The following is a 25,679-nucleotide window of genomic DNA, read 5'->3' as shown; positions in this document are numbered from 1 at the left end:
ATGCAACCTTAGGGCGGTAGCGTGTCAAAAGGCGTTTGGTTAACTTGCCAAGTCCACCTCCCCGATACACCTAAGCCATATTTGAAGTACAGCATGATTGATTTACACAACCATCTTTTACCTGGCATCGATGACGGGGCACCAGACTTAGACACCGCGCTGGCCTTGGCCAAAATTGCGGTAGAAGATGGCATCACGCACATGGTGTGCACACCCCATATTCATCCGGGGCGATATGAAAACACTAAGCAGACCATCGCGTCGGCCTTTGAAGAACTGCGACTTGTCTTACAACAGCACAATATTGCGTTAACTATACTAAGTCCGGGGGCTGAAGTTCGCATTGGTCCTGAAATTATGATGGGAATCGAGAAAAATGAAATTCCCTTTATAGGCCACTGGCACGGAAAACCCATTATCCTACTGGAACTCCCTCACAGTGGAATACCACTGGGCAGCGACAAACTCACCGCTTGGTTAATCAAGCGTGGCTTCCAACCCATGATTGCACACCCAGAGCGCAACAAAACCATCATGCAAACACCAAGCAAGCTAAAGCCTTTTGTTGACCAAGGATGTTTGTTGCAAGTGACAGCGGGTTCAATGGCTGGGAACTTTGGTGAGCGCGCCCAAGGCATAGCAGTTCAGTTGCTTCGTGATGGTTTGATTACAATTCTGGCAAGCGATGCACACAACGTACAACATAGACCACCAATCCTCTCTGTTGCACGCGAAGTCGTAATAGCCGAAGCGTCTTTATCAGAATACGAAGCTCTAGTACTGCACCGCCCAAGAGAGATGATTGCATAACATTTAAGCTAAGGAAAAATGATGGACTACCTTTCTATAAATGACTTAGAACGAAATAAGTAAACAGAAAAAAATCGTTAATTACAATACGAAGAGAATTATTTTATTACAACTGAGTCGAATAATGATAGCAAAGAAATCCGATTATATATTGTCTGTGAACTGTTTGATTAGTTAGTAAATCTGTCATTTGATTAGCCAGGAATGAAGAGTATGGAGTGGCTATTTAGTTCCGACAAGAAGGCGAAATCATCTCTGACCTCGAGCAATTTAGCTATTATATTACCTCTGAAATCTTAAGTGCGAAACGTTTCTGACAGGCTGTTTACAAGCATAGGTTTATTAAGAATAAACTGCATTGATCATTGATCATTGAATATTGCGTATAGACAAGATTCTTGTCAGATACGTAGTGAAGATGCCGCGGAGAACGCCAAAGGAATTCGGCATATAGCGATGAACTTTTTTGAAAAGTGAAAAGATCTTTAAAGCAGACATTCAAAGAACGCGAAACAAGGCACAATTTGAAAATGGTATTTTCGAAAGTCTAAGAGATATACGGCGTGTTAATAATTTTTTCTATGCTAAATATAGCGGGAAAATATTAAACTTTTAAACATAGGATTTAACTTTGAAAACTTAAAATTCAAGTGTAAACAATCTTAAAAATCAAAAAAGCCAAAATCATTTCACTAATGTTTTTTTCGACTATATATTCGTTCATATGTTTAAATCAGATAATCTTTATAAAGCTATTTTCAAAAGTATGATAGGCCGCTATTCAGTATATGCAGTCAACATATCTTCAATGATGATCCTAGCGCGCATATTCACACCAGAAGTATTCGGTATAGTAGCAGCTATTATGGTTTTTTTCATTTTCTTCCAGTTGATGGCAGAGGCAGGCTTAGGACCAGCTATAATCAACTTAGATTGTCTGCTGTCGGAGGATCGCAATGGTCTCTTTGGCTTAACATTAACAGTAGGATTGGTATTATCACTTGGATTCGCTGCATTAGCACCAGCTTTTCTACTATTTTACAAAATACCACGCATTGATGAAATTGTGCCATATATAGCTATAAGTCTTATGTTTTTTTCTGCTTGCATTATACCTAATGCAATATTATTGCGAGAACAAGCCTTTTTTCGAATTGCAAACGCAAGTTTTGCAGCAGAAATATGTAGTACAGCAACTGCAGTGGGTCTAGCTCAATTTATTGACCCTCTGCATGCTCTAGCCGCAAAAGGACCGGTAAGTGCAGCAACAATATTCTTTTTTATATGGTACTTCTCTGGAAAAACTGAGTTTGGTCGTCCTATGCCTGGTCACAAGTTTTCTGCAATAAAACCCTTATTGAGATTTACGGGATACCAATTCGGTTTTAATTTTATTAATTACTTCTCACGTAACTTAGACAACATATTGGTTGGTAAATACATGGGAGCAATTGCACTTGGTTCGTACGATAAAGCATATCAACTTATGCGATATCCAATGTTGCTGCTAACATTTGCAATGACACCAGCAATACAACCAGTCATACGTAAACATGCTGGTAATCCCAGAGAAGTAGAGGCAGTTCATAGAGATTTTACCTTTAAATTATCTCTAGTCGGAGCAGCAGCTGGTCTTGCAATGTTTGTATTTGCAGATTCAATCGTGCTGTTGATGTTGGGAAGTCAGTGGTTAAACGTCATTCCAATTATTAGCATACTTTCAATTGCAATTCCAGTACAAGTTATTCTCTCTACTAGCGGAGGTTTTTTCCAAGCGATGAATCGTGCAGATCTTCTCTTCTTAAGTGGTTTACTATCAGCAATAGTAGTGGTCGGCGCTATCTTGATCGGAATAATACAAAGAGATATTGAACTTATGTGCTGGTATATTGTAGCAGCATTTCATATCAACTTTTTTCAAGCTTATTACTATATGTACCGCAAAGTATTTATTATTCCTTTACATAAATACCTAGTAAAAATGCTGCCAGCAGCAACTGTGATTTCTGGCATGGTTTTTTGGTCATGGCTATTTTAGTTTATATAAAAAAACACATTAGTTGTAGCAGAATTGCAAAACATCAAAGAAAAAGCATTTAAGGCTGATAAAAAAAGAGATGAGTCAATATTTTTAACTAGTAACAGAAAAATATGGCGTCTTATGACCTTTCATTTAATTAAACTTTAATGTCATACAACTTAAATTACTAGAAAAATTTTATTAAATCTTAGTTCACACACCCTAGATTAAACCAATCGCAACAAAACGATATTGTACGTTTAAAATGAATTAATTATTGAGTTCAATATGTTAAAAACAAAATACATTTATATAGGATCATTATACTTTGCATTAATAATTTTAAGTGGTGTGTGGTACTGGCCTATAACAAGAGAGTTAAATCCCAATTTCAACATAAAAATCTTTGGAACATTATCTGATAACACTCTTTTTATCATTATGGCTTTGACCGCAACAATAGGTGTAATAAAAAATGGGATTCAAAAACTATTTGATATAAGAGTGACATTGCTAATTTTATTGGTTTTTGTTAGTTCGATGTTATCAAACAACGTTGTAGACTCTTTCAAAACCTTTTTAAGGCTATTTATATTTTTTTCATACATTACAATTCTTGTGCGCACTTTAAACCCAGAAGAGATAACTAAATCATTATTACAGTTTTTCAAGTTATTTATATTTATAAATTCATTATCCCTCTTATTTTTACCACACATATCATTTATGGAGGGTCTTCATGATGGCGCAGCACGAGGGCTTTTAAATCACAAAAATAGTTTTGGTTTCTTAACACTAATTTCTTTGGCTTTCGTTTACACAAGCGAACAAAAAAATATTATCAAATACACACTCATAATAATCGCAACAATTATGATCATATTAAGCAAATCAACAACATCAATAATCCTAATGATTCTTTTACTAATTTTAATTTTCTATATAAACATTGGAAGAAAAATTAACAAAACAACACTATTCTTTTTCATGCTAGTAATTTTAGGACTATTCTCATTCACATACACTTGGATTCTTACCGAAATATTCAATATAACTGAAAAAAGTAATGATTTCAGCAACAGAACAATGCTTTGGAGTTATTATTACAATATAGCTTTAGAAAAGCTATATTTTGGACAAGGCAACTATATTTTAACTCAAGATTTTTGGAATAGATTCAATTTTTATTCAGGAATTGAAGGAAATTATTCTGCACACAACAGCTACCTTTCTACATTTGTTTCATACGGCTTAATTATTACAATATTATATATAACATCTTTGATGATGTCATTGATATTTTTATTACGATTGAAATTTGAAAAAACCTCATATCCAATATACCTTTGCGTTCCTTTAATAATGATAAGAGGTTTTTTTGAAAGTGGCGCCATGTTATCAGTTAATATTTACATTTTATTACTATCTATAATTTGGCTAATTGAGACGAGAAATTTTAAAATAGGTAAAAAATGGCATTAAGCATCATCATTCCTGTTGGATATGACCCAAATGGTCTTAAAATAACCCTTTCTTCATTATTCAATCAGAACAAGAATGAAATACCTTTTGAAATCATTGTAATTAATGATGGATATGACTTAATAGTAGAATCTGTCTGTTTCGATTTCAATGTAATTCACTTTCCTATATACAATAATGTTGGTCCTGCTGAAGGGCGCAATATAGGAATTCGACTTGCAAAGTACAATCTAATTTTATTCATCGATGCTGATGTTAGGGTATCCAAAAACTGGATTGAATTAATGTACAACTCACTAAATAATTATGACTATGTTGGTGGCAAAATTGAAATTGATAAAAAACTAATAACTAATTTTTTTGAAGAATATGACGCTATAAGTGCATTTGATGTTATAAACTATATGAAAAGAGGACATGCACCCACAGCTAACTTAGGCGTACGCAGAGAAGTATTTGAACAAGTTGGATACTTCATGTCTAATTTACGCTCTGGTGAGGATACAGAGTTTGGGGACAGAGTCTATAGCAAAAATAAGTTTTTATTCTATTATGATAATGATGCCGTTGTTTACCATCCACCAAGATCGATAAAAGCTCAACTTCTTAAAAAATCAAGAGTAATTAAGGGGCACTTGAATTTAGCTAACAAATTTCCTGATCGATATATCACATACAAAGAAACTTATCTAAATCCATTTATAATGTTAAGACCACCTATAGCACAATTCAGAAAAATATTTAAAATCAACAATTTGAGTTCAATGAAAAAAATATCTTTTTGTAGCTATGCTTACTTCCTTAAAGTTTATAGTTTTTTTTGTGCAATAAAATTCATAATAACTCCTACTGCAGTTAAGCTAGAAACAAAAAGAGATTTAAGTCAGTAGTAAATATTTAAAAACGGGGGGGGGAATTATGAAAATAATGCTGTCAATTGCTTTGACTAAATAAAGAAACCGAAATATTAATTTAAAATAAATATAGTCTAATGCAATAATTTAATTTTCATCAGATCCGCAAGACCTGCACAGCCACGTCTGAATTCTTAAAACCTACGCTAAGATTGAATGATGTAACATTCGCTTTATAGCATCTAGTTGCTGACCTTCTTTCAGGGACGGATAAGTCATGAAACCCCTTGCTATCGCTATCATTGGCTTTGACCGAAATGCGGAGACAGAAAAATTAGCTTATAACCAACAAGTATGGTCTGATGCAAAAATTCTATTCTCATCAGGGATCGTCATGAACCCACAAGACCTGCTAAGCTATTTCTCAATTCTTAAAGACTATCACCAAGATTGGAAGGTGGAACATCGTGAAGGTGCCGCCGAACATCGTAAGAATTCGTCATTTCTTCATCAACTTCTTAAAAAGTGAAAAGATATTTAAAGCCTGAATCCAAAGGAAGTGAAAGAAAGCTATGATGAGTAGATATAATTTTACGAAAGTCATAGAGCCATGAAGGGCACGACTTTTCCGTGATATTAGAAGTTATATACTTAAATTATTCATCATCAAAACCATAGACTGAGTCTATTATTATGTCGATACTAATTGCTATCTGTATTATTACTTACCGTAGACCAGAAGGATTGTTAAAACTATTAAAATCTCTAGACGGTTTATACTTCAACATGAAAAAATCCCCTAGCATTGTATTGATTGTCGTTGACAATGATCCGCATCAATCTGCACAAGAAGTAGTCTCTCAATGGCAGCCTGAAACTAATTTCAATGTCACTTATCATCTTGAGATGGAACCAGGAATTCCATTTGCGCGCAACCGAGCGATAAAAGAAGCTCTTGCTCTAAACGTAGATAAAATTGCGTTTTTAGATGATGATGAATTTGTTGATCCCAATTGGCTGCAAGCAATGCTAGATATGCAGAATAATTCCAATGCTTCAATCATTTGGGGACCAGTTTTTCCAGTTTATGAAATTGAAAGAGTGCCTCTATGGATTATTCATGGAGAATTTTACAACCGTCAACGATATGAAGATGGGCAAGTTTTACACAATGCTGCTTCAAATAATGTATTGATCGAGTCTCGCGTGTTTGAGGATCAATCACTCCGTTTTAATGAAAGTATGCGCCATACAGGTGGCACTGATCACTTGTTTTTCAAACAAGCCGCTTCTAAAGGGCATACTATTGTCTGGTCAGCTAAAGCTAAAGTATGGGAAGACGTACCAGCGAGCCGTCTCACTGAATCATGGCTATGCAATCGTTTTTTGCGTTTAGGTAATACCCATACTATCACGGAAAGAGCCCTTGATCCTTCACTTTCTAAAGCAACAAAACTTGCATTACAAGGAATGATTCGCCTTATTCCTAGTGCGATGGCTTTACCATTTACGCCGTTTTTACCAAAAGTTGGTGCGATGAAGATTAAGCGAACCTATTATCGCGGGCTAGGAATGCTAAAAGCACTGATCAACAAACCTTATCAAGAATATAAACCTACAGAAATTTTAACAGAAAACTATTCAAACAAGCCATAGGTTAAAGTATGACTTCATTTTATTTTGGAACACCTTTTTTGAGCAAACAAGTTGCGGTGAATTGGGAAAAGAGTGTTACAATGCTTAATTCGATGCTTGCCTCCGTCGCGAATCAGAGCTGTAAAGATTTTCACCATCTTATTGCATGCCATGAGATACCACCAATTAAAAATGAATATAAATCTTTTGTGACCTTTATTCCTGTCAATTCATCTATACCGCAAAATAGGGCTGAGATGCTCGCTGATAAAGGATATAAAAAACAAGTAATTGGTCATTATCTCCATCAGAGAGTAGGAAGTGCATATCTAATGCTATTGGATGCGGATGATCTAATACATCGCAACCTTGTAGATTACGTACTAGAGAATAAAAGTCCTCATGGATATTTAATAAATCAAGGCTTTATGTATTATTTTGGAGCAAAAAAAATCTTGCCTCTTACCAGAAATTTTGATCAGCAATGCGGTAGTTGTGCAATATTTTATCTTACACAGGATGAACTCCCGAAAACACTAACAGATGAAGATAATCGTTATAGCAGCTTCAAGTCACATCGATTTTGGGGCGAAAAAGCTGAGACTGAAGGACGCCCTCTGCAAGCTATACCTTATCCCGCTGCTATCTACCTACGCACTGATGATATTTCGCTTTCTAGTCAGATTGTGACACAAAAAGGTTTTAAAAGACTGAAAGTTCTTGCTAAAAGATTTCTGATCGAAAAACCCATCAGCGAAACAATAAAAATTGACTTCGCCCTAGAAACTCAATGATTATTAACAAAATCTATATTTTACTTTGAAACAAAATGATAAAACTTTATTATTGCTGTATTAACCTAATATAACTTAATATCTGATTTTAAATAAATCATTCATTAATATAGACGCCCGGAAACTCTCAGCGCAGAGCAATAAATCTTATTAGGCGAAATGCGACTCCACTCTAGTGAAAATGCATAAGATAATCATCGTTGATGCTGTAATCCTCCCGAAAAATCCGAGCAGTTATAAGTAGAAAATGCCGTTAAAATTAAACGAAGAAGTTTTCTATTCGTAAATCACGATACACAGACAGTCAGATCCTAGCGATTCTGAAGCAAAACGAGAAAGGAGTCCCGGTGCCAGAGCTATGCCGCGAACATGGTATGAGCTCCGCTCAGTTTTATAAGTGGCGTGCCAAATTTGGCGGTATGGATGCATCCATGATGAAACGGCTCAAAGAGCTTGATGCAGAGTTGTTAAAATTGTTAGAAATCCGTGGATGTCTTGTGACACTTGATACGATGGGCTGTCAGCGTGCAATTGCTAAGGCAATCATTGATAAAGAAGCCGACTACTTGTTGGCTGTAAAAGGCAATCAACCTCGTCTGGAAAAAGCGTTCAAAGAGCACTTTCCGATGAGTCGTTTACTCCAGTATGAAGGTGATTGTTTTAGTACAACTGAATCGAGTCATGGTCGCAAGGAAACCCGATTATATGTTGTCAGTGATGTGTTTGATGAGTTCGTAAACTTGTCATTTGATTGGCCAGGAATGAAGCGTGTCGGAGTGGTCATTTCATTCCGACAAGAAGATGAAACAATTCGTGACCACGCACAAGTTCGCTATTATATTTCGTCTAAATCTTAACCGCGGAGCGCTTTTCACAATCTGTTCGCTAGCACTGGTTTATTGAGAATAAACTGCATTAGTCATTGGATGTTGCGTTTAAAGAAGGTGCTTGCCGGATGCGTCGTGAAGATGCCGCGGAAAACCTAGCAGAGATTCGTCATATAGCGATGAACTTCTTGAAAAGAGAAAAGACCTTTGAAGCAGTTATTCAAAGGAAGCGAAAGAAGGCTGCGATGAGTCGACTGTTTTTATCGCAAGTCTTAGAGACATGCGGGGTTTCATAATTTTTCCGTGGCTGACGATGCTCTTTACTTTGGCGAACATTGTTCGATTAGATCAGATAATACGATGGCAGCCTACATCCGCCTAAAAAAACGCATATGGTACCAAAAAATGCAAAAAATGCAAAAAATGCAAAAAATGCAAAAAATGCAAAAAATGCAAAAAATAGCCATTACTGGCTTAAAATCGACAAAAATCAGTTAGTACTTGTTTGAATTGTGCCCAGCAGTGGGCGGGCCGTTCTAAGCTGCTTTAATTTGATAACTTGATCGCAGCTTCCCTAGTTTAGGGTGAATTTCAATCTATCAGATCACACTACTAATAAAGCGATATACACATATACTTTTAAAATAATTCTCAGCAGACAAACACAAATTTAATCTATATATACAACAGTCCAAAAAACATAAAATGAAAAAGATATTATTAATACATCAAGGCGCCGAATTATACGGTTCAGATCGTAGTTTCTTAACAGTAGCTGAAATAATCTGCAATTTAAATTATAACGTTACAATTATTATACCTGAGAGCGGCCCACTAGCAGAAAAGCTTAATTCGCTTAATGCTAATCTTATTATTTATGACTTCGGTGTTCTCCGAAAGTCGACACTGCGTAAAAGACCTTTTTCAGAATTTTTTAAAATTTTAAAGGGATATTTCTGGTCTATTAAAGAGTCTCAAAAATACGATATAATTTATATTAATACAATTGTTAACATTACATTCATACTTCCACTATTTAATAGAAAACTAAAGAAAATAATTCATGTTAGAGAACTACCAAGTAAAAAAATTTTAAAAATATTTAAACTTTTATTTTCACTTTCAAAGTCTAGAATTATTTACAACTCAAAAACTGTAAGAGATGCTTTCAACTATAATGGGGAAGTAATTTACAACGCCGTATCAATTAAAAAAAACCTAGCCCCACCAAAAACCAATAGCATTAATATTTTATTTGTAGGTAGGATTAATGATTGGAAGGGTGCGGACTTACTTTTAGACTCTATTGTAAACTTGGATGATTTATCTTTAATAGATAATTTTTTTATAGTCGGGTCGCCTTATCCTGGGCAAGAAGATAACTTAGATAAACTACTTAAAAAATCAAAAAAACTAAATAATTGCAAAATCTTCTTTACAGGATTTCTTGATGATCCATCTACCTATTTTACCATTTCAGATATTGTTGTTATCCCATCAAGAAAACCTGAGCCTTTTGGTAGGGTAGTTATTGAAGCAATGGCTCATGGAAAGATCACGGTTATTGCTAATCACGGTGGTATGACTGAAATCATTACACACAATTGTAATGGTTTCAAATTCAATCCAAACTCTACTGAAGATCTACAAAAAATTATTTTATACATAATAAATAATTATAACTCATTAGATCACATTAAAATCAATGCATTAAATACATACAATAACAATTTCACCAACAAAACTCTTGAAAAAAATATTGTTAATTTTTTTAAATCTCTTTAGGCACTGACATATGTTTTTTATTTATATCCTTAAAAAATTAAAGAAAAATCGAAGCGGTATAAATTCTGACTTTAATCATCTAAGTAACGCTGATGCTTTTATTTTTCTACTAAATCTAACCATTGACTTTTTTCGTAGTTTTTTTCATTTCTTTAATCCTTTGGATTTCAATACTATTGGGAAAAATTCTGATATACGATACAAACGTCATCTTAATATTGGTAAAAAAGTAAAAATTGGCAGTTACTGTCTAATTGATGCATTAGGAAAAAAAGGCATAACAATTGGAAATAATGTTACGATTAGTGATTTTAGTAGATTAATAGTTTCAAGCGATATTTCTAATTTGGGCAGTCATATTTTTATCCATGATAATGTTGGTATTGGTGAGTTTTCTAGAATAGGAGGTTCAGGGGGTGTAACCATACACTCAGATACAATCATTGGCCAATACCTTAGTTGCCATCCTGAAAACCATAATTTTGAAGACCCCAATTTGCTTATCAGGCATCAAGGAACAACACGTAGTGAAATAATAATAGGAAAGAATTGCTGGATTGGTGCTAAAGTTACGATTACAGCTGGTGTTATTATAGGTAATAACTGTGTCATAGCTGCTGGATCAGTTGTAACAAGCTCTTTTGAAGAAAACTCGCTCATTGGAGGCGTTCCTGCCAAGCTTATAAGGAAGATCAGATGACTTTTTCATTATATATTTTAGGTACAAGAGGCATCCCTGCACAACATGGTGGCTTCGAAACCTTCGCTGATGAGCTTGCATTGTATTTATCTAAGCGCGGCTGGAATGTGAATGTATATTGTCAAATTGACAATGCAAACTCATCGCCACTTGAACAGTACCATGATATCAACTTGATCAACATCAAAACCAAAAATGACAGTGCGCTTAACACCATGTTTTTTGATTTAAAGGCATCTATTGATGCTATGAGTAAGACTGGTATTTTGCTAACACTGGGTTATAACACAGCAATTTTTAATATTCTTAACCGAATTAAAGGTCAAACCAACATCATCAATATGGATGGTATTGAATGGCATCGCGCTAAGTGGTCAAACAAGGCAAAAGCTTGGTTTTGGCTAAATGAAAAACTGGGCAGCTTAATTGGTAATCATTTAGTCGCAGACCATCCGTTAATCAAACGTCACCTAGAACGAAATGTTAAAGGTGATAAGATCACCATGATACCCTATGGTTCTCATGCTATTTTGAATGCGTCAGATGCATGCCTTGCTGATTACAACATCGAGTCAAATAGCTATTCAATGATCATTGCTCGCCCGGAACCAGAAAATTCAATTCTTGAAATTGTTAAAGCCTTTTCCTCAAAAAAACGTAATCATAGACTAATGGTATTAGGCAACTTTTCAGATAGCCACTCGTATCATAATGCGGTTAAGGCTGCTGCTTCAGAAGAGGTTTTTTTCCCTGGTGCAATTTATGATAAAGACACTTTAAGCGCACTGCGCTTTCACTCTCGTTTGTACATCCATGGTCATACAGTTGGTGGTACTAATCCTTCACTCGTCGAAGCCCTTGGTGCTGGCAGTGCTATTTTGGCTCATGACAATGGATTTAATCGTTGGGTAGCTGATGATGCCGCCGTATATTTTTCTGATGTTTCAAGCTGCTCTAACTGCTTCGATCAATTACTGAACGACAACTTCCTTGTATCCTCTCTTAAACTTAATAGTCGTAACCGCCATACTCAGCATTTCACATGGGAAAAAATTCTAGGTGAATATGAGCAGTTGTTACTAAAACACTACCCAAAGGAAAAGTAATATGAAAGGAATAGTTCTCGCTGGTGGATCAGGCACACGCCTATACCCTATCACCAAGGGTGTATCAAAACAGTTAGTTCCCATCTATGACAAACCGATGGTCTACTACCCTATCTCTGTATTGATGTTAGCCGGTATCAAAGAGATCCTGATTATCACTACACCAGAAGACCAGTCTTCTTTTCAACGCCTTTTGGGGGATGGTTCAGAGTTGGGTATTCGTTTTGAGTATGTTGTCCAGCCCTCCCCTGATGGGTTAGCTCAGGCGTTTATACTCGGCAAAGACTTTCTTGCTGGCGATGATGCTTGCCTCGTGCTAGGTGATAATATTTATTACGGTCATGGCATTCCGCAGTTATTAGCGAATGCGGTTCTTAACGTCAAACATGAAAGTAAAGCCACGGTATTTGGTTATCACGTGAATGACCCAGAACGCTATGGCGTGGCTGAGTTTGATGCTTCAGGGACGGTGATCAGTCTTGAAGAAAAACCTAAGTCACCTAAATCTAACTATGCGGTCACGGGTCTTTATTTTTATCCGTCTGACGTTGTGGACATGGCGTGTCAAGTGAAGCCTTCTGGTCTAGGTGAGTTGGAAATTACCACGCTTAACCAAATGTATCTTGATCAGGGTCGCTTAAAGGTTGAGTTGTTGGGCCGTGGGTATGCTTGGTTGGATACTGGTACTCATGAAAGTCTGTTGGAAGCCTCTCAGTACATTGAAACGATTGAAAAGCGTCAAGGCTTAAAAGTGGCCTGCCTTGAAGAGATCGCCTATGAGATGGGTTATATCAATAAAGATCAACTCCTTGCACTCGCAGAGCCTTTGTTGAAAAACCAGTATGGTCAATACCTTGTCAAGCGTGCTAAGGAAGGTCGTAAGTTATGAAGTTTATTCCCCAAGCCATACCGGAAGTGCTGTTGATCGAACCTAAAGTGCATGGTGATCAACGCGGTTACTTTGTTGAAACCTTTCGTCATGACTTGTTTGAAGCTGCAGCGGGTTATCCCGTTCACTTTGTACAAGATAATGAATCGTCTTCCAGCCGTGGCGTTCTTCGCGGCCTGCACTTTCAATTAGCCCCCTATGCACAAAGTAAACTTGTGCGAGTCATTCAAGGAGAGGTGTTAGACGTTGCCGTCGATATTCGCACAGGAAGTCCCACCTTTGGTCAGCATGTCAGCGCTGTACTTAATGATAAAAACAAGCATCAGTTATTTATTCCTCGTGGTTTTGCCCATGCCTTTGTCGTGCTCAGTGAACAGGCGATCTTTGCTTATAAAGTGGATAACCTATACTCACCAGAGTGTGATAGAGGTTTAGCTTGGGATGATCCTAGTTTGTGTATTGATTGGGGTATTGCTGCGGAAGAAATTCAATTATCAGCCAAGGATAAACAGCAGCCTAAACTAAGCGAGCTAGGGCAGTGTTTCGACTATGGGGTCAATTATTATGCCTAAGCAAGAGCCGAAACAGGTCTTAGTCACCGGAGTCGGTGGGCAACTGGGTCACTCTATACAAGTTCGTGCGAATCAATATCCGCAATTTGATTTCGTTTTTGTAGATCACACGGAATTTGATCTGGCTTATCCTAATGCGATAAGCACATACTTAGCTGATAAGGCATTCGATTATATTTTAAACTGTGCGGCCTATACTGCGGTGGACAAAGCGGAGTCAGAGCTTTCCTTGGTTGATCAAGTCAACCACCTAGCCGTGAAACAACTGGCAGAATGGGCGCAGAAAAATACTGCGTATCTCGTGCATATCAGTACGGACTATGTGTTTGATGGCTGTCATTATCAACCCTACACAGAATCACATCCAACGGATGCAATCAATGCTTATGGGCTGAGTAAATTAAACAATGAGAATGCCGTAGTAGCGAGTTTAGCCAATGCCACTGTGATCCGAACCAGCTGGGTTTATTCCGAGTATGGCAATAACTTTGTGAAAACCATGCTGCGTTTAGGATCAGAGCGTGATCAGCTCAATGTCATTTTTGATCAAATAGGCAGTCCTACTTATGCGGGTGACTTAGCAGACGCTATGCTCACTCTGATTTCACAACATCATCAAGGCATCTATTCACACGAAGGATGTGAGTTTTTTCATTACAGTAATGAAGGGGTTTGTAGCTGGTATGATTTTGCGAAAGCCATTTTTGAGCTTAGCGACATCGTCTGTGATGCTCAGCCTATTGAAACCAAAGATTATCCTACGCCCGCTAAACGGCCTCATTTTAGCCTATTGAACAAGGCTAAAATTCGAGAATCGTTACACGTGAACGTCCCTTACTGGAAAGACTCTTTAGCGCTTTGCCTTGCGAATTTACAGGAAACCACTCATGGCTAAAATTTTAGTGACTGGCGGCGCTGGTTTTATCGGTTCGGCGGTTGTTCGGCATTTGATTCTTAACACCGAACATCAAGTGGTGAATCTGGATAAACTGACCTACGCAGGTAATCTTGAATCGCTTAGCAGTGTCAGTGATAACACGCGTTATGCATTCGAGCAAGTGGATATCTGCGATGCCGCAGAAGTTAAGCGCGTGTTCAACACATATCAGCCTGATCTCATAATGCATTTGGCCGCTGAGTCACATGTGGATCGTTCTATTGATGGACCGGGTGATTTTATTCAAACTAACTTGGTGGGAACCTTTACGCTACTCGAACAAGCCAGAGCTTACTTCCAAACACTGAACGCTGACAGACAAGCAAACTTTCGTTTTCATCACATCTCGACAGATGAAGTCTATGGCGACTTACCTCACCCGGAAGAGCAGTCAGGTGTATTACCACTTTTCACCGAAAAAACAGCTTACGCACCAAGTTCGCCCTATTCTGCAAGTAAAGCAGGTTCAGATCATTTAGTGAGAGCATGGCAACGTACCTTTGGCTTACCCTCGTTAATCACGAATTGCTCTAACAATTACGGGCCTTATCACTTCCCTGAAAAACTAATTCCGTTGATGATCTTGAATGCCTTGGATAGTAAACCTTTACCTGTTTACGGCAAAGGCAATCAAATACGTGACTGGTTATATGTTGAAGATCATGCCCGTGCACTGGTTCTGGTTGCACTGGAAGGCAAGATCGGTGAAACCTATAACATTGGCGGTCATAACGAGAAACAAAACATTGAAGTCGTGCATACGATCTGTGATTTATTGGATGAACTTCGTCCTAAATCCCAAGGTAGTTATCGTGATCAAATCACAACCGTCAAAGACCGACCCGGTCATGACATGCGTTACGCCATTGATGCCAGCAAAATACACCAAGAACTCGGCTGGAAACCCCAAGAAACCTTTGAAACGGGTATCCGCGCAACGGTGCAGTGGTATTTAGACAACCTTGAATGGTGCAAGCATGTACAGGATGGGAGTTATCAGCGGGAAAGATTGGGTGGTTAGTGGTTTTAAATGATTTAGCACAAACCTTCAAACGCACTGACTGATCAGCACACAAGACCGTCGTTTGCCATGGATGGCAAACGCGAGGCTCCAAGGATGGATTTATGCCGTGTCTTGAGTGCTGATCAGTCAGGGCGTAGCCTAAAATGCAAAACATATAAAACTTCTCGAGTTAAAAGGTTTTTTTCTGGGTGAATAGTGTAAATTGTGTCGCAACACTGCCAAAAAACAGAAACTAACAACACCATGATATATCCCATCATCCTCGCTGGCGGCCAAGGTACACGACTCTGGCCTCTGTCGCGCTCTGGTTATGCCAAACAGTTTTTAGACCTGACCGGGTCACGCCTGACTGGCTCGGGTTTCAGCTTGCTACAACAAACGCTTCAACGCGCTACTTGCCTAAGTTCCACTCCCCCCTTATTGATCTGTAACGAAGAGCACCGCTTTATTGCTGCCGAGCAGTTGCGCCAGCTTAACCTCACTCAATCCAAAATTATTCTCGAACCGGTCGGTCGCAACACGGCACCCGCCATCGCACTGGCCGCGTTACACGCGACGGCACAGGGTCATGATCCTTTACTTCTAGTCCTCGCCGCCGATCACTTAATTCAAGACCCCCTCACCTTCCAAAACACCGTCTTAAGTGCCAGCCCATTGGCAGAGGCAGGTCATTTAGTCACCTTCGGCATTGTACCCACCCATGCCGAAACGGGGTACGGCTATATTCAAAAAGGGGCTACGTTAGGTGAGGTCGGTTTTAAAGTCAGTCGTTTTGTTGAAAAACCAGACGCACAGACCGCCGCCGCGTATGTTGAGTCAGGTGAGTATTGCTGGAACAGTGGTATGTTTCTGTTCCGCGCCAGCCGATATTTGGACGAGTTAAAAACATCGCGCCCCGATATTTTGGAAGCTTGCCAAGCCGCTATGCTAGACACGGCTGCTGATTTAGATTTTATCCGTGTCGATGCGCAAGCCTTTGCCGCCTGCCCAGAGGATTCTATTGATTACGCCGTGATGGAAAAAACGCAACAGGCGGCCATGGTGCCTTTGGATGCGGGCTGGAGTGATATCGGTTCTTGGTCAGCACTTTGGGAAGTCAGCGAAAAGGATACCCAAGGCAATCATCTGACCGGCGATGTTCTGACTTTGAATACCCACAATACGTTGGTTAAAGGTGAGAAGCGCTTAATCGCAACCGTGGGTGTTGAAGATTTAGTCATTATCGATACGCAGGATGCTTTGCTGGTCGCGCATAAGGATCAAGTTCAGGACGTTAAGAAAATCGTCGAGCGCTTAAAGGCCCAAGGTCGCACCGAGCATCTTAACCATCGCGAAGTCTACCGTCCTTGGGGTGTGTATGATTCCATCGACAATGGCGAGCGGTATCAAGTTAAACGAATTACTGTCAAACCCGGCGCCAAACTCTCGGTGCAAATGCATCACCATCGTGCAGAGCATTGGATTGTTGTCAGCGGTACAGCCAAGGTGACGAATGGTGATGAAACCTATCTCGTCACCGAGAACGAATCCACCTACATCCCAATCGGCCAAGTGCATGCATTGGAGAACCCCGGCGTGATTCCGTTGGAGCTAATTGAGGTGCAATCGGGTTCTTATCTGGGTGAGGATGATATTGTGCGGTTTGAGGATCGGTATGGTAGGGTTACTTAAAAGATCCTTTAAACCAATCCCATATTCCCAAAGAAACACCCGGAAGTAGATCGATACCGAGCGCTGATTTGATTAAATAGAGTACGAGCAACCCTACCAAGGTAGAGATCACTAAAAAAACAGATAGAAGCAAGGCCATCGCGAATCGAGAAATGGCCACTTCCCTTCTTGATAATTCTCGTCGGTTGCGACCCGCTAAAAAAACAAAATAATAGCGCCAATGCCAAAACCTCAGCGTCCATCTGACATCAATTACGTGTGTACCCCAAGAACGTCCACCGAGTGCTATTTTCAGGGCTTGTAGTTGATCTGGTGAAAAGCTCTCGCGGTCACTTGCTGGCAGTTTTTCTAACAAACCTTTAACAAACGGATCATCCTTAATGTCATTGCTCATTAACAAACCTTTAAATATAAATTGGGGTCGGAGTAAGATCTCATAGGATCTCAACCGATGCAATATGACATCAGAGCGGGCACTTTCGAACGCACTGACTTAGCAGCACACAAGGCCGTCTGCCATGGATGGCAAACGCGAAGCTCCAAGGATGGATTCATGCCGTGTTTTGAGTGCTGATCAGTCAGGGCTGGTTTGTAGAAACTTAATGATTAATGACACTTTGAATTTTCAAAATATCCTGTTCAGAGACGCCTGCTAATTCGGCATAGGTTTGCCACTTAAGCGTAGTTTCTATCATTTCCTCCGCTATTTGAGTGACCTTAGAGGAAGATAAACCAAATACCTTCCCTTTCGCATTCGATGGAAACAATGGATAAGGTGAATTGTGATAACCAGCTATAGGGTATTGACCGATTGCTAAAGAAGCTACCATATCGTAGGCAGGAGCAAAGCAATACCCTGAACCATCATGCATCAAGCTAAAATTGCGCTCGTGATCGTCTGTATTGTGAATCACCGCGGTGAACTACTCCCGCTAAACGGCATAAGCCGTTCTAGCGTGGCTAGTTCACTCTACAGAGAATAAGCCGCATCATTTTTGGAATTCCCGCCCTTTCCGCCTAGTGGCGGCAAATTAAAAAGTTGAGGGCAGAGATGTCAAGGCAGTAAATCCGTTCGACCGAGCAAATAAAGAAGATAACGTTCTTTTCGAGAACATCTTGGAAATTGTAACAAAATATACAAATCTAAATTCCAATTCCAATTCGCACAATACAACCAGAATGACTGCGACTCATGTATCATAGCATCATCGATTATCGTCCATTTTAATGGATGCCAGATGTTACGAAACCAATCATAATCCTCTGGAAAATCATCAATCGCGGCAATGGACATAGCCGCCGACAGTGATTTAAAGGTTAAATCACGTTTGAACTCAAATTTTCCGTTTTGACCTCTTCTGTCAATTTCATACGTGTATTTTAACTCTTTTATAAGCTCATGATCACAGGCTAATGGCGCTTCATGCTCAAGAGCATAACGCTCTGTCAGCCGACTTGAATTCAAGGCCTAACAAAGAGGCTGCCTCAAAGTACTTGTCCATGCTGCCCTGACACTCAAGTCCCCTTTTTCCATCTTTGCATAAGTCGCTTTGGACACACCAATTCTCACGGCAAAAATGTGCTGTGTATCGTTAGGATAAAACTGTTTTCGCGCTTTTGACAGACGCTGGCCAAGAGAAAGTAGTCGCTTATTCATAAATGACTACTATTCTAGACTTTTAGAGAAGTTTCAATCAAAAAGTCTAATATAATAGGGATCGGTGTAATATCTCTATTTAAAGCATCCTAGGATAAGTCGCCAATAATGAAGTGTATTCCCCAAGTTACCTGTAGTTTTGATATTTACCTACGGTGTTGGAAAAGATGGGGGGAGTAAGATCTTTCTCACGATACCCAGTTTTCAATGCGTATCCCGTCGACACGCTCGAATTCCTTGGTGTTATTGGTCACTAGGATCAGCCCCATCGATCGAGCATGGCCGGCAATCATCTGATCATAGGGACCGATAGGGGTTCCCTTTTGGGTGAGTTCAGCTCGAATCTGCCCAGTATGAACGGCTGCAGCCTCCGCATAAGGGAGAACATCCATTCGGGCAATAAATCCTTCAAGGTTGCGAAGATTACTTTCGGGGTTCGATGAGCGTTCAGCGCCGTAAACAAGCTCCATATATGAAACGCTTGATATGCACATTTGACCATAATGCTTTTTAAATGCCTCTCTGACCGACTGAGGCTTATTTTTCATGGTATAAATAACGATGTTGGTATCAAGCATGTATTTATGCATTAGAGCATTTCTCTATCTTGATCCGCAGGTTGGTCGCGATCGACCATAAAGTCTTCAGTCATATCTTCGCCATCAAACCAGCTATCCCAACCTTCTCCTTCTGGAACGATCAGACGAGCACGTCCAAGCGGAATTATATTGACTCGTTTAACAGACTCAGGAAGTGCTACAGCTTTTGGGAGTCGCACCGCCTGAGTGGTATTGCTTTTGAAAATTGATGCGCTTTCCATTGGTAAAGCTCCTAGCCATTCTTGGATATACATGATATGTATACATGCAATTGTAGTAGGTACTAGAAGGGTGTCAAGTAGGATCGGTATTGGAGTAACAATGCCCAAAGACCGTCGTTTGCCATGGATGGCAAACGCGAGGCTCCAAAGATGGATTCATGCCGTGTCTTGAGTGCTGATCAGTTAGGGCATAGCCTACCTAAAAGACCCATAACGAAACTAGGCTATAATAGATCCAGCACCACAAATACCGCTACACATGGAAGAACCCACAGGTCGCAACACGAGAAAGGATATCTCATGAACGACAAGCTCAGCCGCTTTAGCAGTGAGTAGTTCACGACGCTTCCTGCCAAACCATCCTCTTTCGAATCGCACCCCGCCGCGAGGGTGATCTGGCCGCTTTCTGGGCAGACGCTAGCAAAGCTGAGGCTCAGTTAAACTGGAAAGCGACGAAAACATTGGAAGATATGATGCAGGATACTTGGCGTTGACAATCAATGAACCCTAATGGGTATAGCTAAGCTCTGATACCTCAATATTTTTAATGCTTGTTGTATGATTCCATCGATAATAATACGGTCAATGCTGAGTAGCGAACTAGCACAAACTTTCAAACGCCCTGACTGATCAGTACGCAAGACCGTCGTTCTACATGGATAGCAAACGCGAGGCTCCAAGGATAGATTTATGCCGTGTCTTGAGTGCTGATCAGTCAGGGCGTAGCCTAAAATGCAAAACATATAAAACTTCTCGAATTAAAAGGTTTTTTTCTGGGTGAATAGTGTAAATTGTGTCGCAACACTGCCAAAAAACAGAAACTAACAACTCCATGATATATCCCATCATCCCTGGCGGCCAGGGCACATGACTCTGGCCTCTGTCGCGCTCTGGTTATGCCAAACAGTTTTTAGACCTGACCGGGTCACGCCTGACTGGCTCGGGTTTCAGCTTGCTACAACAAACGCTTCAACGCGCTACTTGCCTAAGTTCAAATTGAGGTGCAATCGGGTTCTTATCTGGGTGAGGATGATATTGTGCGGTTTGAGGATCGGTATGGACGTGCTTAAGGGCTAATACTTCGGGTGGCTGTGCTATTCACAAATTACCGGGGCAGAGATAAAAGCGATTGTGCTTTGTGAATGAATTTAGTTGTCTGATTCATCACTAAATCACAGTCAGCTTTTGTAAAGTCTAACTCTATTTTGTAATCCGCTTTAACACGAAGGGCTTTTATTGATCTTAGTGCGTAAGCTAAAGACTTAATCTGATTAATTTCTTCATCGTTGAGATTACACGTATTACTTCGATTTGCAGACAGTAAATTCTTCTCAAGAAGTTGATGAGTTGCTTCAGGACCTGTGTAAGAAGGCAGGAAAGTTGATTCAACAGCTTTGGCCGTGTGGAAAACAGCGTAATAAGCTCTACTTGCCGTAGCTCTATAACTTGTTTCTTCTAGAGCTTTCTTATCACACTGTTGTATATGGGCGTCTTGAGCCCAGCAATAAAGATTATCTGGCGTGATTGCCATGCAGACTCCTATCTGAACATGGTAACAAAATTTAAAGCAATATCAGCTGTAAAATCTTTCGAAGCTAATAGATCGAATAATTCATCGTTTAAACGATTAACATCATCTATGCTTTTCCCTGTGTTTATCTCAATACACGCAATCGTTTCATGTCCGTCATCAAAAAAATCATAGCGACGATCTTTGAAGTACAGCCCTTTCTTTTGTTGGAACTCTTGTACCGTGCTCATGTAACGATTGAGTTCATTTTTAGGAATATTGAGCTGATCAACGAAATTAGCGAGTTTTTCACACACTATAAGCCTCTCCGTGATTAGACAATCCTTCAGCTTCAAGCCTTTTTCTAAAACTTGCACAGCTTTATCAAAGTAGCCCATGTCTGAAAAATGAGTTGATGCGCCTCTGTAAATTTCTGGCTCACCTAGATCTCGATCAACAAGATCCAAAAAAATATCGGAGGCTTCACTTTCATAACCTAGATAACCCAGACTCAGCGCAAAGTTCCAGTCTAACTGACGAGAATAAGCACCCTGCTGTTTCGCAAGTTCGTAATAACTTCTACACTTGGCTTCATTTTTTTGAATGCCATTAAAGATCATATCGGTCATGTAACCATCAGAAATCGACACTTCTTTAAGCTTTTTAATATCGTTTTGAATCTCTCTTTGGAGAGATTTTTTTTCAAACACAACATGGCTATCGTTGTCACCAAACTGCTCAAATCTGGCAATTTTTGCGAGAACTTCATCCACATTAGTTTGCGGCATTAGACCGATCATATCAGGACATTAATCCATTTTCATAACACTAGAGGGTTCATTCTACATGAGGACAGCATCAGTGCAAGCTTAATGAGATCGAGACCAGCAAGATCGGGGTCGGTGTAACAATTCCCGGAAAAACCCTATTACACATTTTGTGATCTGGTTCGAAGTCATGTCTCGATCAGCAGGAAAGATTGGGTCGTTGGCGGTTTTTAATGGCGTAGCACCAACTCACTGACTTAGCAGCACACAACCATGGAGGGCAAACGCTAGGCTCCAAGGATGGATTTATGCCGAGTCTTGAGTGTTGATGAGTCAGGGCGTAGCCTACCTAAAAGACCCTAACGAAACTAGGCTATAATAGTCCAGCACCACAAATACCGCTACACAAGTAAGAACCCACAGGACGCAACACGAGAAAGGATATCTCATGAATGAACTACTCAGCCCCTATCACCTCTCTTGACATATTAAACCCCAACATTGAACCCAGTGAACTCAACGGAAAATGCATTGTTTTGGGGGTGTTCGTAATTGATGGTTGATTCCCAGCTTTATGTTAATGGTGTAATTTGACTATAATAACGTATCTGGTGGGTGATTTGCCGCACTAATACAGGCACTATAATTCGTATCTAGTGATTTATGCTCAGGAGTGCATCTATGGCTACAAAGATTCTAATGCCTACCTATACGAGCTTGATCATGATGATCATGTGTTGTGTCGAAAACACTCAACTTCAGATTAGGTTGAAGCGGCGCCTCCAGAAAGTATCGATTTCACGTGGTTGCGCGTACTCACACATCCGGAATTTGATGAAAGTGCTGCTCATGTCATTCTCGGTGTGCTCGATAGCGATGGCATGTGGTGTGAGTCAGGCAACTACAAAGGTGAAAGCACTATGGATGTTGTGCTCGAAATAATAACACACTGGATGCCGGATGCAGTGCCTCGTGCTCGCATCGGCACATAGGAGCGCGAATGCCAACCATCAGCGAATTCTTTGGCATCCTGATACGAATGTACTACGACGACCACAATCCGCCTCATTTCCATGCCTATTACAGCGGGCATGAAGCGATTATCTCAATTGAGACTCTGGAGATTATGGAAGGCTCGTTACCCAAAAGAGCCAAGGCGATGGTCATTGAATGGGCGGTCGAGCACAGACAAGATTTACTGAACGACTGGAAACTGGCTGAGCAACATCAGCCTCTCAACAAGATTGAGCCATTGGAGTAAGCACCATGCGCCGAGTAACCAATGTAGAAGCTAAACCTGAATACACTCTCGCGGTCACTTTCGATGATGGCACTTATGGAGAGGTTTGCCTTGCGGATCGCCTGTTCGGGCCAATGTTTGAACCATTAAAAGACCCAGAATTCTTCGCCCAGGTGCGGGTAGATGAATTTGGTGCCGTGTGCTGGCCAAACGATGCGGATCTGGCCCCAGATGCACTGTATCGGAAGGTGGCAGCGTGAGCTGTCATCGGGGTCATCGGGGTCAGTGTAACAATTCCTTGTTCAACCTTCATCTCAACTGTTCTGTCATTTCTCGCATCAAGGTAAGATCAAGATTTGGTCAAAAAAAACCGCTTCCGAACTAACTAAAGCTCTGACTGATCAGCACACAAGACCGTCGTTTGCCATGGATGGCAAACGCGAGGCTCCAGGGATGGATTCATGCCGTGTCTTGAGTGTTGATGAGTCAGGGCGTAGCCTACCTAAAAGACCCCTAACGAAACTAGGCTATAATAGATCCAGCACCACAAATACCGCTACACAAGTAAGAACCCACAGGACGCAATACGAGAAAGGATATCTCATGAACGAACTACTTAGCCCCACCAATGATTATGTGTTTAAAAGACTCTTCGGTGAGTCACCCGACTTACTTCTCCATCTGATCAATGATTTACGCTACGACTTACCCCCTATCACCTCTCTTGACATTCTAAACCCCAACATAGAACCCAGTGAACTCAACGGAAAGTGCATTGTTTTAGATGTATTAGCGCGTGATGCCGAAGGACACTGCTATAATGTCGAAATACAGGTGCGCAAATACGGATCATGGCACAAACGAGGCTTGTTTTACCTCGCCCGAACACTGAGCAACCAACTTGATGCAGGCCAAGACTACCAACACCTTGGCGCATCCATTGGACTGCACCTACTGGATTTTGATTTATTTGATGGATCAGACGCCGAACGACAACAAGCCGTGTGGCGATTTGAAATGCGAGATGAAACCCAACCGAAGTTCACACTGGGGAACATTTTGCAGATGAATCTGAATTTTCTGCATGGAAGTCTGTGCAATAGTGTAGTGGGAGGATTAAGCAGAGCGGTATACTATCAGAATTTGCCACCCCTAAGGTTTGTTAAATAACGGAATTTTTATGACAACCCAACACACTGCTCAAATCCTAGAACACTCTCAAATCAACTTCGGCACCAGTGGCGCACGTGGATTAGTTGAGCACTTTACCGATGAGGTGTGTGCAGCCTTCACGGTGAATTTTTTAACCGCTTTGCAGCAGCAAGGGCATGTAGTTGAGCGATTAGCCCTTGGCATTGATCTGCGCCCAAGCTCCCAAGCCATGGCCGCCGCTTGTGCAGGGGCAGCAAAGGCCTTGGGTGTGGCTGTCGATTATTACGGTGTACTCCCGACGCCAGCACTGGCTTTACACGCCATGGAACAGGCCTGCCCTGCAATCATGATTACGGGCAGCCATATCCCCTTTGATCGCAATGGCCTTAAATTTTATCGCCCCGATGGCGAAATAACCAAAGCCGATGAGTACCTGATATTAACAACAAATGTCGCCCTACCGGCATTCACTCCCGAACGTCTCGAAGCCTCAAGTGCCGCCGTTAACACCTATCTGCAATACCTTCGCTCGCGCTTTCCGGACAATGTCTTAAAGGGTTGGAAAATCGGGGTGTATGAACATTCCGCTGCAGGTCGTGACATTACCACGGCCCTCCTCCGTCAGTTAGGTGCAGAGGTGGTCTCCTTAGGACGTAGCGACATTTTTGTTCCCATTGATACCGAAGCCGTGTCAGCAGACGACATCGCACGCGGTAAGGCCTGGTCACAGGCCCATGGGTTTGATGCCATTCTTTCGACTGATGGCGATGGCGACAGACCTTTAGTCGCTGATGAAACGGGCCAATGGTTACGTGGTGATCTATTAGGCTTAATCTGTGCTCGTTATTTACAGATAGAGGCCTTAGCCGTCCCCGTGAGTTGCAACACCGCGATAGAAACCTCTTCTGCCTTTGCTGAGGTGATGCGGACACGTATCGGCTCTCCTTATGTGATTGAAGCTATGCAACAATTGAGTGAACGTCACAGCCGAGTTGCAGGATTTGAGGCCAATGGCGGCTTTTTGTTGGATGCACTTCCCACTCGGGACGCGCTGCTTCCTGCCTTGGCGCTGTTCAGTTCGGCACGCGAGTCGGGTATTTCTATCTCCAAACTTGTTCAACAGTTGCCACAACGCTACACGGCCAGTGATCGAATCACTCAAGTGCCCACAGATAAAAGCCTTGGTTTACTCCAAGAGTGGAAGGCAAACCCTGATTTGGCATATGATGCTTTACAGCTATCCGCTCGCATTAAAACAATCGACACCACTGATGGTTTACGCATGATGCTCGCTAACCATGAGATCGTTCATCTTCGCCCATCAGGAAATGCACCGGAGCTACGCTGTTATGTTGAAACAGACTCGGCTGAGCGCTCTGCCATACTCGTCGAACAGGTTTTAGGATTAATCAAGGAACGTATATAAT

At 40.7% G+C, this 25,679-nt stretch carries 29 protein-coding genes and 2 pseudogenes; 24 read left to right on the top strand and 7 right to left on the bottom strand.

What is annotated here, in order from left to right; translation table 11 throughout:
• Positions 1–21: 21 nt before the first annotated feature.
• The 18 genes and pseudogenes from DN062_RS08435 (at position 22) to DN062_RS08360 (ending at position 17,106) form a co-directional block, all read left to right on the top strand.
• Positions 22–810 carry a tyrosine-protein phosphatase gene (locus DN062_RS08435; RefSeq protein WP_239995743.1) on the top strand — a complete coding sequence of 263 codons (789 nt, stop codon included), beginning with the start codon at positions 22–24 and terminating at the stop codon, positions 808–810.
• A gap of 724 nt (positions 811–1,534) precedes the next feature.
• Positions 1,535–2,848, top strand: coding sequence for a lipopolysaccharide biosynthesis protein (locus DN062_RS08430; protein WP_112158893.1), 1,314 nt, complete (start codon positions 1,535–1,537; stop codon positions 2,846–2,848).
• A gap of 270 nt (positions 2,849–3,118) precedes the next feature.
• Positions 3,119–4,312, top strand: coding sequence for an O-antigen ligase family protein (locus tag DN062_RS08425; protein WP_112158892.1), 1,194 nt, complete (start codon positions 3,119–3,121; stop codon positions 4,310–4,312).
• Positions 4,303–5,202, top strand: coding sequence for a glycosyltransferase family 2 protein (locus DN062_RS08420; RefSeq protein ID WP_112158891.1), 900 nt, complete (start codon positions 4,303–4,305; stop codon positions 5,200–5,202). Before DN062_RS08425 ends, DN062_RS08420 begins: the two co-directional genes overlap by 10 nt.
• Before the next feature lie 241 nt (positions 5,203–5,443).
• Positions 5,444–5,695: a hypothetical protein gene (locus DN062_RS08415; protein ID WP_112158890.1), complete on the top strand. Its 252-nt coding sequence runs from the start codon at positions 5,444–5,446 to the stop codon at positions 5,693–5,695.
• A gap of 164 nt (positions 5,696–5,859) precedes the next feature.
• Positions 5,860–6,822, top strand: coding sequence for a glycosyltransferase family A protein (locus DN062_RS08410; RefSeq protein ID WP_112158889.1), 963 nt, complete (start codon positions 5,860–5,862; stop codon positions 6,820–6,822).
• Positions 6,823–6,830: 8 nt separating this feature from the next.
• Complete coding sequence (locus DN062_RS08405) at positions 6,831–7,595, top strand: hypothetical protein (RefSeq protein WP_112158888.1); 765 nt, start codon at positions 6,831–6,833, stop codon at positions 7,593–7,595.
• A gap of 278 nt (positions 7,596–7,873) precedes the next feature.
• Positions 7,874–8,071 (top strand): annotated as a pseudogene (locus DN062_RS19210) (transposase); the annotation flags it as partial.
• Positions 8,072–8,107: 36 nt separating this feature from the next.
• Positions 8,108–8,452 (top strand): ISAs1 family transposase, encoded by a 345-nt coding sequence (locus DN062_RS19205; protein ID WP_239995751.1) that lies wholly within the window; start codon positions 8,108–8,110, stop codon positions 8,450–8,452.
• A gap of 98 nt (positions 8,453–8,550) precedes the next feature.
• Positions 8,551–8,718: a hypothetical protein gene (locus DN062_RS18530; RefSeq protein WP_156460555.1), complete on the top strand. Its 168-nt coding sequence runs from the start codon at positions 8,551–8,553 to the stop codon at positions 8,716–8,718.
• Positions 8,719–9,127: 409 nt separating this feature from the next.
• On the top strand, positions 9,128–10,207 hold the full coding sequence (locus DN062_RS08395) for a glycosyltransferase family 4 protein (RefSeq protein WP_112158886.1): 1,080 nt from the start codon (positions 9,128–9,130) through the stop codon (positions 10,205–10,207).
• A gap of 10 nt (positions 10,208–10,217) precedes the next feature.
• On the top strand, positions 10,218–10,907 hold the full coding sequence (locus DN062_RS08390) for an acyltransferase (RefSeq protein ID WP_112158885.1): 690 nt from the start codon (positions 10,218–10,220) through the stop codon (positions 10,905–10,907).
• On the top strand, positions 10,904–12,013 hold the full coding sequence (locus DN062_RS08385; RefSeq protein ID WP_112158884.1) for a DUF1972 domain-containing protein: 1,110 nt from the start codon (positions 10,904–10,906) through the stop codon (positions 12,011–12,013). Before DN062_RS08390 ends, DN062_RS08385 begins: the two co-directional genes overlap by 4 nt.
• Before the next feature lies 1 nt (position 12,014).
• Positions 12,015–12,902 carry a glucose-1-phosphate thymidylyltransferase RfbA gene (rfbA, locus tag DN062_RS08380; protein ID WP_112158883.1) on the top strand — a complete coding sequence of 296 codons (888 nt, stop codon included), beginning with the start codon at positions 12,015–12,017 and terminating at the stop codon, positions 12,900–12,902.
• Positions 12,899–13,474: a dTDP-4-dehydrorhamnose 3,5-epimerase gene (gene rfbC / locus DN062_RS08375; RefSeq protein WP_112158882.1), complete on the top strand. Its 576-nt coding sequence runs from the start codon at positions 12,899–12,901 to the stop codon at positions 13,472–13,474. Before rfbA ends, rfbC begins: the two co-directional genes overlap by 4 nt.
• On the top strand, positions 13,467–14,369 hold the full coding sequence (gene rfbD, locus DN062_RS08370) for a dTDP-4-dehydrorhamnose reductase (RefSeq protein ID WP_112158881.1): 903 nt from the start codon (positions 13,467–13,469) through the stop codon (positions 14,367–14,369). Before rfbC ends, rfbD begins: the two co-directional genes overlap by 8 nt.
• Positions 14,362–15,432, top strand: coding sequence for a dTDP-glucose 4,6-dehydratase (gene rfbB, locus DN062_RS08365; protein ID WP_112158880.1), 1,071 nt, complete (start codon positions 14,362–14,364; stop codon positions 15,430–15,432). The genes rfbD and rfbB overlap by 8 nt, the downstream gene beginning before the upstream one ends.
• 246 nt (positions 15,433–15,678) lie before the next feature.
• Positions 15,679–17,106 carry a mannose-1-phosphate guanylyltransferase/mannose-6-phosphate isomerase gene (locus DN062_RS08360; RefSeq protein WP_112159034.1) on the top strand — a complete coding sequence of 476 codons (1,428 nt, stop codon included), beginning with the start codon at positions 15,679–15,681 and terminating at the stop codon, positions 17,104–17,106.
• Here DN062_RS08360 and DN062_RS08355 read toward each other — a convergent pair.
• The 5 genes from DN062_RS08355 to vapB all read right to left on the bottom strand — a co-directional run bounded on the left by DN062_RS08355 (position 17,099) and on the right by vapB (position 19,583).
• A complete protein-coding gene (locus tag DN062_RS08355; protein ID WP_112158879.1) occupies positions 17,099–17,500 on the bottom strand; it encodes a 3-phosphoshikimate 1-carboxyvinyltransferase in 402 nt (133 codons plus the stop codon). The genes DN062_RS08360 and DN062_RS08355 overlap by 8 nt on opposite strands.
• Positions 17,501–17,705: 205 nt before the next feature.
• Positions 17,706–18,020, bottom strand: a complete 315-nt coding sequence (locus DN062_RS08350) for a HipA domain-containing protein (protein ID WP_112158878.1) — start codon at positions 18,018–18,020, stop codon at positions 17,706–17,708.
• Between the two features lie 140 nt (positions 18,021–18,160).
• Positions 18,161–18,571, bottom strand: a complete 411-nt coding sequence (locus DN062_RS08345) for a hypothetical protein (protein ID WP_112158877.1) — start codon at positions 18,569–18,571, stop codon at positions 18,161–18,163.
• 380 nt (positions 18,572–18,951) lie between these two features.
• Positions 18,952–19,353, bottom strand: coding sequence for a type II toxin-antitoxin system tRNA(fMet)-specific endonuclease VapC (gene vapC / locus DN062_RS08340; RefSeq protein WP_112158876.1), 402 nt, complete (start codon positions 19,351–19,353; stop codon positions 18,952–18,954).
• Positions 19,353–19,583, bottom strand: a complete 231-nt coding sequence (vapB, locus tag DN062_RS08335) for a type II toxin-antitoxin system VapB family antitoxin (protein ID WP_112158875.1) — start codon at positions 19,581–19,583, stop codon at positions 19,353–19,355. Before vapB ends, vapC begins: the two co-directional genes overlap by 1 nt.
• A gap of 995 nt (positions 19,584–20,578) precedes the next feature.
• Here vapB and DN062_RS19200 point away from each other — a divergent pair.
• Positions 20,579–20,653, top strand: a pseudogene (locus DN062_RS19200) (mannose-1-phosphate guanylyltransferase); the annotation flags it as partial.
• A gap of 35 nt (positions 20,654–20,688) precedes the next feature.
• Here the strand turns inward: DN062_RS19200 and DN062_RS08320 are convergent.
• Together DN062_RS08320 and DN062_RS08315 are read right to left on the bottom strand one after the other, a co-directional pair.
• Positions 20,689–21,114: a HEPN domain-containing protein gene (locus tag DN062_RS08320; protein ID WP_112158874.1), complete on the bottom strand. Its 426-nt coding sequence runs from the start codon at positions 21,112–21,114 to the stop codon at positions 20,689–20,691.
• 8 nt (positions 21,115–21,122) lie between these two features.
• Positions 21,123–21,881 (bottom strand): hypothetical protein, encoded by a 759-nt coding sequence (locus DN062_RS08315; protein ID WP_112158873.1) that lies wholly within the window; start codon positions 21,879–21,881, stop codon positions 21,123–21,125.
• Positions 21,882–22,666: 785 nt separating this feature from the next.
• Here DN062_RS08315 and DN062_RS18475 point away from each other — a divergent pair.
• The 5 genes from DN062_RS18475 to DN062_RS08290 all read left to right on the top strand — a co-directional run bounded on the left by DN062_RS18475 (position 22,667) and on the right by DN062_RS08290 (position 25,678).
• The gene (locus tag DN062_RS18475; protein WP_133256755.1) at positions 22,667–22,852 is read left to right on the top strand and encodes a hypothetical protein; all 186 of its coding nucleotides are present in this window, start codon (positions 22,667–22,669) and stop codon (positions 22,850–22,852) included.
• Positions 22,853–22,860: 8 nt separating this feature from the next.
• On the top strand, positions 22,861–23,121 hold the full coding sequence (locus tag DN062_RS08305) for a DUF4160 domain-containing protein (protein ID WP_112158871.1): 261 nt from the start codon (positions 22,861–22,863) through the stop codon (positions 23,119–23,121).
• Between the two features lie 5 nt (positions 23,122–23,126).
• Positions 23,127–23,360 carry a DUF2442 domain-containing protein gene (locus tag DN062_RS08300; protein ID WP_036514630.1) on the top strand — a complete coding sequence of 78 codons (234 nt, stop codon included), beginning with the start codon at positions 23,127–23,129 and terminating at the stop codon, positions 23,358–23,360.
• 343 nt (positions 23,361–23,703) lie between these two features.
• On the top strand, positions 23,704–24,270 hold the full coding sequence (locus DN062_RS08295; protein ID WP_112158870.1) for an Rpn family recombination-promoting nuclease/putative transposase: 567 nt from the start codon (positions 23,704–23,706) through the stop codon (positions 24,268–24,270).
• 10 nt (positions 24,271–24,280) lie between these two features.
• On the top strand, positions 24,281–25,678 hold the full coding sequence (locus DN062_RS08290; protein ID WP_112158869.1) for a phosphomannomutase: 1,398 nt from the start codon (positions 24,281–24,283) through the stop codon (positions 25,676–25,678).
• Position 25,679 lies beyond the last annotated feature (1 nt).

Source organism: Nitrincola tibetensis, assembly GCF_003284585.1.
Lineage (GTDB): Bacteria > Pseudomonadota > Gammaproteobacteria > Pseudomonadales > Balneatricaceae > Nitrincola > Nitrincola tibetensis.
The sequence above is the reverse complement of the archived record's forward strand: the minus strand, read 5'-3'. Positions and strand labels throughout refer to the sequence as shown.